This window comes from Corynebacterium sp. HMSC074A09 (assembly GCF_001811545.1).
Classification (GTDB): domain Bacteria; phylum Actinomycetota; class Actinomycetes; order Mycobacteriales; family Mycobacteriaceae; genus Corynebacterium; species Corynebacterium hiratae.
Genome location: NZ_KV805153.1, coordinates 266935 through 278907, shown reverse-complemented (window position 1 = coordinate 278907; position 11973 = coordinate 266935). Strand labels below are relative to the sequence as shown.

The 11973-nt window shown below is 59.2% G+C and carries 14 protein-coding genes and 1 tRNA gene; 5 read left to right on the top strand and 10 right to left on the bottom strand.

Going from position 1 to position 11973, the window contains the following annotated elements; translation table 11 throughout:
* Window positions 1-60: 60 nt before the first annotated feature.
* From aspA to HMPREF2807_RS08490, 7 genes are all read right to left on the bottom strand, one after another.
* Window positions 61-1593 carry an aspartate ammonia-lyase gene (aspA, locus tag HMPREF2807_RS08520; protein ID WP_070511847.1) on the bottom strand — a complete coding sequence of 511 codons (1533 nt, stop codon included), beginning with the start codon at window positions 1591-1593 and terminating at the stop codon, window positions 61-63.
* Between the two features lie 91 nt (window positions 1594-1684).
* Window positions 1685-2530 (bottom strand): ATP phosphoribosyltransferase, encoded by an 846-nt coding sequence (gene hisG / locus HMPREF2807_RS08515; protein ID WP_070511844.1) that lies wholly within the window; start codon window positions 2528-2530, stop codon window positions 1685-1687.
* Window positions 2531-2603: 73 nt separating this feature from the next.
* The gene (locus tag HMPREF2807_RS08510; protein WP_046649144.1) at window positions 2604-2867 is read right to left on the bottom strand and encodes a phosphoribosyl-ATP diphosphatase; all 264 of its coding nucleotides are present in this window, start codon (window positions 2865-2867) and stop codon (window positions 2604-2606) included.
* Window positions 2868-2971: 104 nt separating this feature from the next.
* A complete protein-coding gene (locus HMPREF2807_RS08505) occupies window positions 2972-3697 on the bottom strand; it encodes an HAD family hydrolase (protein WP_049157690.1) in 726 nt (241 codons plus the stop codon).
* The gene (locus tag HMPREF2807_RS08500; RefSeq protein WP_049157689.1) at window positions 3698-4081 is read right to left on the bottom strand and encodes a hypothetical protein; all 384 of its coding nucleotides are present in this window, start codon (window positions 4079-4081) and stop codon (window positions 3698-3700) included.
* A 24-nt stretch (window positions 4082-4105) separates the two neighbouring features.
* Entirely contained in the window at window positions 4106-5350 is a 1245-nt protein-coding gene (gene mshC, locus HMPREF2807_RS08495) for a cysteine--1-D-myo-inosityl 2-amino-2-deoxy-alpha-D-glucopyranoside ligase (RefSeq protein ID WP_049157688.1), read from the bottom strand.
* A gap of 47 nt (window positions 5351-5397) precedes the next feature.
* Window positions 5398-6222: an undecaprenyl-diphosphate phosphatase gene (locus HMPREF2807_RS08490; RefSeq protein WP_070511841.1), complete on the bottom strand. Its 825-nt coding sequence runs from the start codon at window positions 6220-6222 to the stop codon at window positions 5398-5400.
* Between the two features lie 102 nt (window positions 6223-6324).
* Here HMPREF2807_RS08490 and HMPREF2807_RS08485 point away from each other — a divergent pair, with 102 nt between their 5' ends.
* Both HMPREF2807_RS08485 and HMPREF2807_RS08480 read left to right on the top strand, forming a co-directional pair.
* Window positions 6325-7356 (top strand): NHL repeat-containing protein, encoded by a 1032-nt coding sequence (locus tag HMPREF2807_RS08485; RefSeq protein ID WP_070511837.1) that lies wholly within the window; start codon window positions 6325-6327, stop codon window positions 7354-7356.
* A 51-nt stretch (window positions 7357-7407) separates the two neighbouring features.
* Complete coding sequence (locus HMPREF2807_RS08480; protein WP_070511834.1) at window positions 7408-8520, top strand: quinone-dependent dihydroorotate dehydrogenase; 1113 nt, start codon at window positions 7408-7410, stop codon at window positions 8518-8520.
* 15 nt (window positions 8521-8535) lie between these two features.
* On the opposite strand, the gene HMPREF2807_RS08475 is transcribed toward HMPREF2807_RS08480, so the two are convergent.
* Together HMPREF2807_RS08475 and HMPREF2807_RS08470 are read right to left on the bottom strand one after the other, a co-directional pair.
* Complete coding sequence (locus tag HMPREF2807_RS08475; protein WP_046649137.1) at window positions 8536-8931, bottom strand: hypothetical protein; 396 nt, start codon at window positions 8929-8931, stop codon at window positions 8536-8538.
* A gap of 23 nt (window positions 8932-8954) precedes the next feature.
* Window positions 8955-9518 carry a YbhB/YbcL family Raf kinase inhibitor-like protein gene (locus HMPREF2807_RS08470; protein ID WP_070511830.1) on the bottom strand — a complete coding sequence of 188 codons (564 nt, stop codon included), beginning with the start codon at window positions 9516-9518 and terminating at the stop codon, window positions 8955-8957.
* Between the two features lie 267 nt (window positions 9519-9785).
* Here HMPREF2807_RS08470 and HMPREF2807_RS08465 point away from each other — a divergent pair.
* Both HMPREF2807_RS08465 and HMPREF2807_RS08460 read left to right on the top strand, forming a co-directional pair.
* Window positions 9786-9871 (top strand) — tRNA-Leu (locus HMPREF2807_RS08465).
* 80 nt (window positions 9872-9951) lie between these two features.
* Window positions 9952-10221: a hypothetical protein gene (locus HMPREF2807_RS08460; protein WP_070511827.1), complete on the top strand. Its 270-nt coding sequence runs from the start codon at window positions 9952-9954 to the stop codon at window positions 10219-10221.
* On the opposite strand, the gene HMPREF2807_RS08455 is transcribed toward HMPREF2807_RS08460, so the two are convergent.
* Complete coding sequence (locus HMPREF2807_RS08455; RefSeq protein WP_198531394.1) at window positions 10218-10889, bottom strand: DedA family protein; 672 nt, start codon at window positions 10887-10889, stop codon at window positions 10218-10220. The two genes, HMPREF2807_RS08460 and HMPREF2807_RS08455, sit on opposite strands and share 4 nt — an antisense overlap.
* Window positions 10890-11215: 326 nt before the next feature.
* On the opposite strand from HMPREF2807_RS08455, the gene HMPREF2807_RS08450 reads away from it, so the two are divergent.
* On the top strand, window positions 11216-11956 hold the full coding sequence (locus tag HMPREF2807_RS08450; RefSeq protein WP_070511824.1) for a TVP38/TMEM64 family protein: 741 nt from the start codon (window positions 11216-11218) through the stop codon (window positions 11954-11956).
* The last annotated feature ends 17 nt before the right edge of the window (window positions 11957-11973 follow it).

Sequence of the window (11973 nt, the reverse complement as noted above, 5' to 3'; positions counted from 1 at the left end):
CAGCGCGGGCGTGTGTCGTACAGCATGAGCGATTCGCTCTCGCTAGTGCTGGGCGACGATTTATTCGTCGATGTACAGCTGGCCGCGGAACTCCGGGTGCATGAGGTTTTCCACGGACAGAACCTTGTTGAGGGTTTCTTCGTCGAGCAGGCCCTTCTCCAGAACCAGTTCCTTGACTCCCTTGCCGGTCTTCAGGGACTCCTTGGCAATGAGGTCACCGTTGTGGTGGCCGATGAACGGGTTCAGGTAGGTGACGATACCGATGGAGTTCTCCACATAAGCACGGCAGACGTCAGCGTTGGCAGTGATGCCCACGACACACTTCTCACGCAGGGTGTCGACGGCGTTGCCCATGATGCGGATGGACTGGAACAGTGCCTCACCGATGACCGGCTCCATAACGTTGAGCTGCAGCTGGCCTGCCTCAGCGGCCATGGTAACGACGTGGTCATTACCAAAGATCTTGAAGCAGACCTGGTTAACAACCTCCGGGATAACCGGGTTGACCTTACCCGGCATGATGGAGGAACCAGCCTGACGCGGCGGCAGATTAATTTCTGCCAGGCCAGCACGCGGACCAGAGGACAGCAGGCGCAGGTCGTTACAGATCTTGGCCAGCTTCATTGCTGCACGCTTGATGGTGGAGTGCAGCAGTACGTAAGCGCCACAGTCAGAGGTTGCCTCAATGAGATCGCGGGCGGTCTTAATCTCCAGACCAGTGACCTCGGACAGTGCGGCGGTGACCTGGTGGCGGTAGCCGGCCGGGGTATTCACGCCGGTACCGATAGCGGTTGCGCCGAGGTTGATCTCCAGCAGACGCTTCTGGGCGTCACGCAGGATGGCCTGCTCTTCCGCCAGGTTGTGCGCGAAGGCCTTGAATTCATCGCCAAGGGTCATCGGAACGGCATCCTGCAGCTGGGTGCGGCCCATCTTTAGGATGTCAACGAACTCATTGCCCTTGGCGTGGAATGCTGCCTGCAGGGTATCGATGCGCTCGATGAGGTCTTCCATGGCGTAGTAGATGCCCAAGCGGAAGCCGGTGGGGTATGCGTCGTTGGTCGACTGGGACATGTTGACATCATCGTTCGGGTTGATGATGTCGTAGGCACCCTTTTCCTCACCGAGGTGCTCGAGCGCCAAGTTGGCCACAACCTCGTTGGTGTTCATGTTGAGCGAGGTGCCAGCGCCACCCTGGAAGACATCCAGCGGGAACTGGTCCATGCAGCGGCCCTCTTCGAGGATCTGGTCACAAGCCCAGATGATTGCCTCTGCCTTCTTCTTAGGAAGGACGTGCAGACGGCGGTTAGCCATCGCGGTGGCCTTCTTGACCTGCACCATACCGCGGATGAAATCCGGGATGGTGTTGATGGTCACGTAGGAAATCTGGAAGTTCTCGATAGCGCGCAGCGTATGAACGCCGTAGTACGCATCGCTCGGAACCTCCATGGAGCCGAGAAGATCAGTCTCAGTACGCGTCTTTTTGCTGGACGGGGACTTCGGAGCCTTGTTGGTGGCTTTTTCCTCGACCTGGGACTTCACGTCCTTGGTCTCCTTGGCCTCCGGCTGAGCATCCTTCTTAGTTGTCTTTGCCATCGGGGCTGACTCCTTGCATAAAAATCGAAGAACGATGATGGTCAGCCCCCATCGTAGCTAGGAGCGCGAATAAAATGCTTGGATTCTCCCCCTAAAAGCGGGCAATTCGCAGATCTGAGGCCAAGATTGCCTCGGCGCCGAGCCCTTCCAGCGCGTCCATCACCTGATTAGCCTGCTTGCGGGGCACCATGACGCGCACGGCCACCCACCCTTCGCGTGCCAATGGAGAGATGGTGGGACCAGTCAAGCCGGGGGTCACAGCTTCGACGTCTGGGAGCTTCTCTTCCGCCACGTTGTAATCGAGCATGACATAGTGGCGGGCGTTGAGGATTCCGCGAATGCGGCTGAGCACAACGTTCTCTTCGGCCGTGACGTCTTCGCCCTCGCGCTTGATCACGACCGCCTCGGAAGAAACGATGGGCTCGCCAAAGGGCTTAAGCCCTTGCTGACGCAGGGTAGTTCCCGTTGAGACAACATCTGCGATCACGTCTGCGACACCGAGGTGAATCGAAATCTCTACCGCTCCGTCGAGGCGAATGACGTCAGCCTCAATTCCATTCGCGCTGAGGTGATTGCGCACAACGTTGGGGTAAGAGGTAGCGATGCGCTTGCCCTGCAGCTTCGGAACATCCCACTGCTCCCCCGCTGGTGCTGCATAGCGGAACGTCGAGGCGCCAAAACCAAGATCCAAGACTTCGTTGAATTTCGCGCGCGAATCGAGAGCCAAGTCGCGGCCAGTAATCCCGAGATCTAGGACACCCTGCGCGACATAAATGGCGATATCTTTCGGACGCAGGAAAAAGAATTCGACGCCGTTGTCCTCATCCACTACGTTCAACGATTTATTGTGACCACGGCCCTTATATCCTGCTTCCTTGAAGATCTCCAGAGCGGCCTCAGACAGAGAGCCTTTGTTAGGGACGGCGATTTTGATCATGAGTGTGCGGTGCTTTCTACGGTGATTGCGCTGGTTATTGAAACTGCTGGAAGCCCTCGTACTGGGCGGCCGATTAGAGGTAGGTGTAAATATCCTCGAGCTTCAGGCCACGCTTGTGGGCCATGACTTGGAGCCAGTACAGCAGCTGCGACATCTCCTCGGCGAGCTCTTCATCGGACTGATATTCTGCGGCAATCCACACTTCGCCAGCCTCTTCGATGATTTTCTTGCCCAGGTGGTGGATCCCTTTGTCAAAAGCTTCCACGGTGCCGGAGCCTTCAGGGCGCTCGGCGATTTTCTGGGACAATTCCTCAAACAGGCTCTCAAAATTCTTCACAATGGCTTATTCTTCCACACTGCTGCATAAAATGCTTCCTCCCTAGCCGAAATCCCGACGGAAGGAGTCAACCGCTCCACCGCCCCGCAGCGAATCCGCGGCGGCTAGAGTGCGCGTAGGCGGTTGTACCAGTCGTGCACGTCGGAAGCTGAAGCGCCGTCGAGATGGCGGTGCTGGGTTCCGCGCAACTCAGTGATGACGGTCGCCTCCTCCGGTACTGCAACGTGGTCGCCCTCAGGCAACGCGATAACGGTGCAGCCGGCGTCGACAGCCGCGCGCATGCCGGCTGCAGAATCTTCAAAGACCAGGCAATCCTGCGGTAAGGCGCCTACCCGGCGGGCAGCTTCGGCATACATGTCCGGAGCGGGCTTGCCCCGCGGGACTTCGTCACCGCAAATCGTGTCCACGAAGTAGTGTCGGCCTAAAGACGCGATCGCGGAGTCCGCCACGTAACGTTCGGTATTCGTGGTCACCATCATGGGCACACCCAACTCCTTGAGCTCACCAAGCAGCTCCGGAATACCCGGGAAAATCTCGAGGTGTTCGGCGAAAAGGGACTTGACATAGTCGAACATGAGCCGGCGGTACTTTTCGGTATCTCCCGGCTGAAGCACGACGCCCGCCTTATCGGCGCAGATGGCTAAGGTGTCCTCGAACGTGGCACCTACCGTGGCTAACCGCTCCGTCGGCGTTAGCCGGCGTCCCAGCGTTTCGGAGAGGTGGAAGGTGGCTTGCTCCCAAAGGGGCTCGGAATTAGTAAGGGTGCCATCCATATCCCAGAAGATCGCTGCGGGACGGGTAGCACCTGCAGCCTGCTCGCTATCAGTCAATTAAAAATCCAGTTCCGGTAGCTGTCCCAAGGCATCGTCATCCGCGCCGGTGGCCGCCGAGGCAGAGTGGATAAGCTCCGTGAGCTCCTCCTTTTCCTCCGGCTCCAGCACTGCGTCAGCATTCTTTCGGTTGAAGGCGGCGAGTTTCTCCACGGAGGGGCGCACCGCTGCACTCAACAGCCCACCTTCTGGATCATCGGGCAGCTTATCCAGATCATCGAGGAAGGACTCGAGGATGTTGCGAAGATCCGGGAGCACCGTTGCATCGAACGGTGCCTCCCAGAACTCCTTTTCCTCTTCCTTGAGATAATCCCCGGTGGCAAAGGACTCGAGGTTGGACATGAACTCATCTACGGTGGGCTGGAATTCGGCGCGAATCGTCATGAGCTAAATCATGCCTGAAGTTGTCTAGAGGCGCACGCCCAGCAGAGAATTAAGTGCAGTGCGCAGCAAGCCGGACGCCTCCTCATCCGAAGCACCAGCCTGCAGTGCCTTATCTGCCCATTGATCGATGACCTCAAGGGCACGTGGCGTATCGAGGTCGTCGGCCAAGGCACGACGTACGTGGTGCACGACCGCCTTGACTTCCTCCACGTTGCCTGCCGTGCGGGAAGCCGCCCGCCAGCGCTCCAGCCGCTCCTGCGCGGTGTTCAAGACCGCATCGGACCAGTCACGGTCGGCTCGATAGTGGCCGGCGAAGACACCGAGACGGATGGCCGAAGGGTCGACGCCCGCCTCGACGAGCTTGTGGACGAACACCAGGTTGCCCAATGACTTCGACATCTTGGTGCCGTCCAAACCGATCATGCCGGTATGCACATAGGACTGGGCCATCCGCTCCACACCCAACGCCGCTTCCGCATGGGCCGCGGAGAATTCGTGGTGCGGGAACTTCAGATCCGATCCGCCGCCCTGGATATCAAAGCTGGACCCGAGCCGGTTGGTCGCGATGGCGGAACACTCGATGTGCCAGCCCGGACGCCCCGGGCCAAACGGAGATTCCCAGGCGGGCTCGCCCTCGCGGTGGGCGCGCCAAATGAGCGCATCCAAAGGATCCCGCTTGCCGGGACGGTCCGGGTCACCGCCGCGCTCGGCAAAGAAGGTCTCCATCTGCTCGCGGGAATAATTCGACTCGTAGCCGAAGTTCTTCGTGGCCTCAATGGAAGCGTAGATATCCGGGAACTCAGGATCGTCGACAACGTAGGCTGCATCGGCGTCGAGAAGCGCCTGCACCATGACCGTAATCTCGTCGATGGCCTCCATCGCTCCGACGAAGTGCTGAGGCGGAAACACGGAGAGCAGCTCCATGTCCGAGCGGAAAAGATTGATCTGCGAGGTGCCCAGTTCGCGCCAATCCACACCGTCGCGCTCAGCGCGCTCGAAGAGCGGATCATCCACGTCGGTGATGTTCTGGGCGTAATTCACGGTGTAGCCGTTATCCAGCAATTGGCGGTAAATCAGATCAAAGGTGAGATAGGTCGCTGCATGGCCCAGGTGAGTGGAATCATAAGGGGTAATGCCACAGACATACATCGTGGCGGTCTCCCCCTTGATGTTGAGCTTCTTTACCTCTTCATCAGCGGAATCATAGAGGTGAAGCGGCGACGGGGCGCCAGGGACGGAATCGATGTGCGGGACAGGCCAAGATTGCATGGGCACCATCCTAACGTGTGACCCCACCGCCGCGGACGCATGGCCGGTTAGGGGGCAAGAACCCCGAGGCCCAGCAACAGCATGACGAGAAGCCCGACAGGAATGCGGTAGGCCGCAAACCACTCGAAGGAGTGGTTACCCACGAACTTCAGCAGCCACGCAATAGACGCATAGCCGACGACGAACGCGATGAGCGTGCCGACAAGCAGTTGGGCGCCGGTGGCAGACTGCCCCACGGTGGGGCCGAAGGCGTCGCCAAGCGAAAACAGCCCCGAAGCCATGACTGCAGGAATGGCCAGCAGGAAGCTAAAGCGGGTCGCCACCTCGCGGTCCAAGCCCAAAAAGAGGCCGCCTGAAATCGTGCCTCCCGAGCGCGAGACACCTGGGATAAGCGCCAAACACTGGCACAGGCCCATGACGATGGCATCGCGCATCGTCAATTCCTCGAAGCTGCGCTCCTTTTTGCCCACTCTCTCGGCGATGATGAAGACAAAAGAGAAAAGCACGAGCATAGACGCTGTAATCCACAAGTTGCGTAGGTTATCCCTGATCAGGTCCTTGCCCAGCACACCCAGGACGCCGATGGGGATAGAACCGACGATAACCATCCACCCCATGCGGTAATCCTGGCCGCGCTGGTCCTTGTGCACGAGACCTATGAACCAGCCTTTGAGAATCTGCCAAATCATTCCAGCGAAGTACACGATCACAGCCAGCTCAGTACCGAGCTGGATGACGGCGGTGAAGGAGGCACCAGCGTCTTGTCCCCAAAAAAGAGTGGAAACGATGCGCAGGTGTCCAGAAGAGCTCACGGGCAGGAATTCGGTGAGGCCTTGGACAAGGGAGAGGATGATGACCTGCATCCATGTCATGGCTTCAGTTGTCGCTGTTGTAGTCACCCGCGACAGCCTACTCGTGCAGCCCGCGGCTTCCGGTTTCCACCACGCTGGCTGCTAGGATGAAGGATCGTGAAAATGCGTCGTGTTCTGCTTCCTTCTGCCCTCCTCACCAGCGTCTGCGCTCTTGCCGCCTGCAATCCCACAGTTGGTGTTGGCGGAGACCCCAACTCCGCGGTCTATGGCAAGGCCGAACCCGCTTCCTCCCCGGCGGCCACCAAGCCGGTGGGTAACGTCGTCGCCTTCGATGCCGTATCAGATCTCGCCGCAGTCGGTGACGTCCTTGCGGCTCGCACCGATGGCTCACTCGCTGTAGGCACCGCCAATGACTTCGTCGAGGGGAAGGCCGCCACCGTATCCGTGGATGAGAAGTGTGGCGACCTCACGGCCTCCGACCAGCACTTCCTCCTGGCGTGCGGGGATACGGTGTTACTGTTTGATCCCCAGCAACCGGATTCCCCACAGGAGTTGGCAGTGGACGAGGAGACACCAGTGACGGTGGCCGCGGAGGCCTCCAGCGGCGAGCTTTTTGTGGGCTCTGGGGAGTCCACGACTATCGGGGTCTACGTGGACGGCGAACGCACCACCGACATCACGGTGGAGGCCGGCTCAGATCAGCTCATCTCCGTCCCCAATCCGGATGGCGCCGACGGCATCGTCCGCGTCTTAAGGGAGGACTCCACGATTCAGTCGCTGGACTGGGAGAAGGATCGCGCGGGCGGACGCCTTCGTGTAGGCCAGGGTGTGGGTCAGATCGCAGGCGGTGAGGGCGCCGTGGTCGTAGCTTCAGATACAGTGGGCAAACGCGTGGCCATTTACACCGCCAGCGACGTCATCCGCCTGCACCAGTACGGAAACACTGAGGGCACGCCGTGGGGCGTGGTCTGGGACGCAGAGCGTTCCTTGGCTTGGGTGACCACCACTGACAACAACCTGCTGCACGCATTCACCGTCGCTGCGGGTGTTCCGGAGTCCGTCGGCAGCATGGCCACGGTGGCGGATGCTCACAACGTTGCAGTGCTTGGCGACGGCACCCTCGTCACCGCCTCAGCTAGCGGTGACGGCCTCCAGTTCATCAGCGATCCGCAACTCGACGCGACACCCCGCTAGATTTCGCCATCCCGCCTCTTTTCATCTTCGACTTCTTTTTAAGGACACCGCATGCAGTACCCAGCTCTCCACCGTGCCCGCCACGCGGCCTACCAGGCCGCGTTGAAGGGAATGTTCAAACTCAGCCCGGAACGCATCCACGGCATCATCAATGGCGGTCTCGCCGCGCTCCAGGTCGCATCGCCGCTTAACCGTGCGCTGGGCAAGGTCGTACCGGTCACTGATCCGGTCCTGGCACAAGAGGTCTTTGGCGTTCGCTTCCCGCGCCCGCTGGGGCTGGCCGCAGGTTTTGATAAGAATGCGGCGGCTGCCGACGTCTGGTCCCCCATCGGCTTCGGATACGCCGAGCTCGGTACCATCACCCCGAAGGCGCAGCCGGGCAATCCAGCTCCCCGACTTTTCCGGCTCAAGGCTGATAAGGCCATCTTGAACCGCATGGGCTTTAATAATGAGGGCGCGCTGGCGGCTGCCCGAAACCTACGCAAGCGCCGCTCTAACGATGTCGTGGGCATCAATATTGGCAAGAATAAGATCACCGAAGCAGAAGACGCGGTGGATGATTACCGCCAATGTGCATCTGTGTTAGGGGATTTGGCTGATTATGTCGTGGTTAACGTCTCCTCCCCTAATACCCCGGGCCTGCGAGACCTGCAGGCGGTGGAATCCCTGCGCCCCATCATGGAGGCCGTGGTGGAATCGACGTCCTCGCCGGTTTTGGTCAAGATTGCACCGGACCTCAGCGATGAAGATATTGATGCCGTAGCCGATATGGCCGTGGAGGTTGGACTAGCGGGCATCGTGGCCACGAATACCACCATCTCACGCGAGGGGTTGGCAACCCCGGCTGAGGAGGTCGCGGCGATGGGACCCGGTGGCGTGTCCGGCCCCCCGGTGGCTGCGCGCTCGCTGGAGGTCCTGCAGCGCCTCCACGCTCGCGTGGGCGATAAGCTGGTTTTGATTTCTGCCGGTGGTATTTCCACCCCGGAACAGGCGTGGGAGCGTATCACCGCAGGAGCCTCGCTGCTGCAGGGCTACACCGGCCTGATCTACGGCGGCCCGGATTGGATCCGCGACATCCACCGTGGCATTGCTCAGCAGATTCGCGCTCACCGACTGAGCAACATCTCGGAGGCCGTAGGTTCCGGACTGGAATGGGCGGACTAGCCGACCACAGTGGTTCTAGCGCAAGGTGCGGCGGATAATGACCGCGCATAGCCCTGCTGCGACGGCGTACAGAAAGACCACATACTGGCCCATCGTGGTGAGAACCGTGTTGGGCAGAGCCCGGCTGGCGATGATGAGGACGAGCGCTAAGACCAGCGCGATGATCTGCTCGCGGCTGCCCCGTTGATCGCGGCGTTGGGTGCTGAATGCGCCGACGAGAAGCGCCGCACCCACAATGGCCAGGCGGCGCCATGTCCATTCGAAGGTAGCTCCCCAGCCGTCGGTAAATATGGATACGAGCCCGAATAGCGCGAGCACAGCAGCCAACAGCATGAAGGCGCCGCCCACGCGCAGGGCGGCGGGGATGTCTACTCCGTCGGTGGTGGGGTTAGTCTCCGGATTCTTACTCATTGTGATGAGTCTAATTGGCCCCTTTAGTGGGCTTCGTACCAACCCCAGGTAACCGCACGGCCAAGCGTGTGGAAGAAGAGATTGAAGCCGAGGACCGTCGGGGTGGCGTCTGGATCAATATCCAGCTTCTCTACGTCAACAGCGTGCACTGCAAAAAGATAACGGTGCGGGGCGTGACCGGCTGGCGGCTGGGGCCCGTAGTAGACACGCTGGCCGCTATCGCCACGCAGGCTGACGACGCCTTCGTGACCAAGGTCCTCAGCAGAGCCTGCCCCGGTGGGCAGCTCGCGGACGTCGGCAGGAATGTTGAAGGCCGCCCAGTGCCAGAAACCAGAACCCGTAGGCGCGTCAGGATCAAAGCAGGTGACGGCAAAGGACTTGGTTCCCTCGGGGACGTCGGTCCAGGACAGCTGTGGAGAGATATTCTCCGGAGCCCGGAAACGTTCCGCAATCTCTGCGCCTTCCTCGATATCGGAGGAGGTCACGGTGAAGGCGGTTACATCCCCCAATGGGGCATAGGGGTCCGGACCCGGGAAACGAGAGTCAGCGGCGTAGTTCGCAGTGTTATCTGAAGTGTTGCTAGTCATAGTTCCCTTTGTACCTGAAAGCTATATTCAGCGCTCTGACTTACTAAGACTGACTTACTATGACTTTCTGGGCCGATTTCACAGGCGGGGCATGCGGGCGTCACGATCCGGCATGCACTAGCGACGATGAAGACTCTACTTTCATCAGTGTGTTTTTAACCCCTAAGAGTGGCGTGAAAACAGGCCGTGTAGTGCTGATTTGTGAAGTGACACCGGTTCAGGATACAGTATTCGAGTGCCCAGCCGAGAGGCTGAACAAACACCCTAGCCCGGGTGGCGGAATGGCAGACGCGCTAGCTTGAGGTGCTAGTGTCCTATTAACGGACGTGGGGGTTCAAGTCCCCCCTCGGGCACAGATAGAAGCCCCGTGTTTCGCATTGTCAGAAAAGGCAGGTGATTCACGGGTCTTTTCGCATCGGTACAGTGGGTGCGTATGCACGCTACTTTTACCTATCTAGATCCTTTCACTGCCCAGCGCCATGTCGTCGAGGCCCCCGAGGACTCTCAGTATGTTGTGGTTAAACGGCTCGGTGACGCCGTTGTTGATGGCACGGTGATGAGCTTCCACGCCACCCATGCGCAAGCCCGAGACGCGGTCATGACCGGCCTCACGGAGGAATTGCGGCACGCTGGGGACAACGAACCCGTTTATGTCACCCACGCTCGCTTGCAGGGTGAGTACGCTCGCTACGTGGACTGCTAAGCTGCCCGGCTATCAATAGGTTCCGCTTCTTCCACTACAGTCGCCTTCTTCTTCGACGTGACATAGCTGTGCACAGCCTTGACCAGGATGGGCGCTACAGACAGCGCGATGATAAGCAACATGATCTTCTCAATCGAATCGGCAATGCCTGGAATATTTCCCAAGAAGACGCCGACCAAATTCATGGAGAGCACCCATGCCACTGTCCCGCTAACGTTCCATCCGATGAACTTTTTATAGGGCATTTCAGCCGTACCAGCGGCCACCGGGATGAAGGTGCGCACAATGGGAACGAAGCGTCCCAACACCAACGCCAGCGGGCCATGCTTGCGGAAAAAGTTCTCCGCGGTGATGAGGTACTCCAGCTTGAGAAGCCGTGCATCGTGCTTAAACAGGCCGCGCCCAAAGCGGTGACCAATCCAGTAGCCCACTTGGTCACCGGCAATGGCAGCTATCATGCCTACCGCTATAAGCAGCCACAGTGAGACATGAAGGTCATAACGCAAAATCGCAGCGGTCACCAAGAGTGAATCCCCCGGAAGGAACGGAAAGAGTACTCCTGACTCAATGAACACCACGAGGCCAATACCGCCTATGACCCACGGCCCAAAAGCCTCAAGCAAGGTAGCCGCGTCCATATAAGACGTGAGGTTATGGAGAAAGTTCATGGTTGTACTCCAATAGCTCCAGGTGTCACAGCAGACAAGAAAAGGGGGCATAGCAAGGAAAGAAACCGCTCCGCAGGAAGCGCGCGCAAATGAGATAGGCGGCAAAAATTAACTAAAGATCAAGCAGGATAACTGGATTAAATCAGCTCATGCGGATGCGTGCCTCAGATAAGTATCCACCGCGGAGTGCTGAAACCGTGCATCGAACCGAGGCTTGCCAGCAAGTTGGGGCTCTACTCCCAGTTTCTCCCCAGACACCGCGACTCGCGGGACGCGCTTGGATCCAATGAGGATTTCGACCTCACTCGGATTAAACTTGTAGCCCTATGAAAACTGGTTGGGTGCACAGCGTCGGTGACTTTTGTAGGTCTTTGGCGCGCTCGGCTTGGCGGAGCTGCAGCCGCTGGACGTGGAAGCGTTGGGCGGCGGTAATCCTCACCGGCATGGCACTGGTGATTCTTGCCGTGCTTGTCGACGTCCCCTCTCTCTCCGCGCTTCGTTCTTGGTCGCAGCACCTCGGGCCATGGTTTCTCGTCGCCTTTGCCGGCGCCTATATCTTCTTCACGCAGTTCCCCATCCCCCGAACAGTATGGACTTTAGCCGCGGGGCTCCTCTTCGGCCCGTGGCTCGGGTTGGCCATCTCCCTCGTCGCACTGACCATCTCCGCCACTGTCTCCCTGCTGATAGTCCGCAGCTTGCTTGGTGAATGGATTCGCCCGCACCTCACGCACCCGGCGGTCTATGCCATCAATGCGCGCCTGGATCGCCGCGGTTGGCTCGCCGTGGCCTCACTGCGGATGGTCGCGGGAGTTCCGTTTTCCTTATTAAACTATGTCGCGGCTCTCACCCCAATTTCGGTCCTGCAGTTTTCCATCGCCACTCTCATCGGTTCGATTCCCACGACCGCCATCGGTGTCTTTTTCGGGGACGCGCTTACCGATAAGACAAGCCCCTACACCATCGTTGGCTTTGTCCTCGCCGCTGCACTCGGTATCGCCGGACTCATTTTAGACACGCGCTTGCCGCTCGAGCCCGGTATGCAACGACCGGTCAAGCGCAAGGGGTAGACTAAACGTTGTTTCTC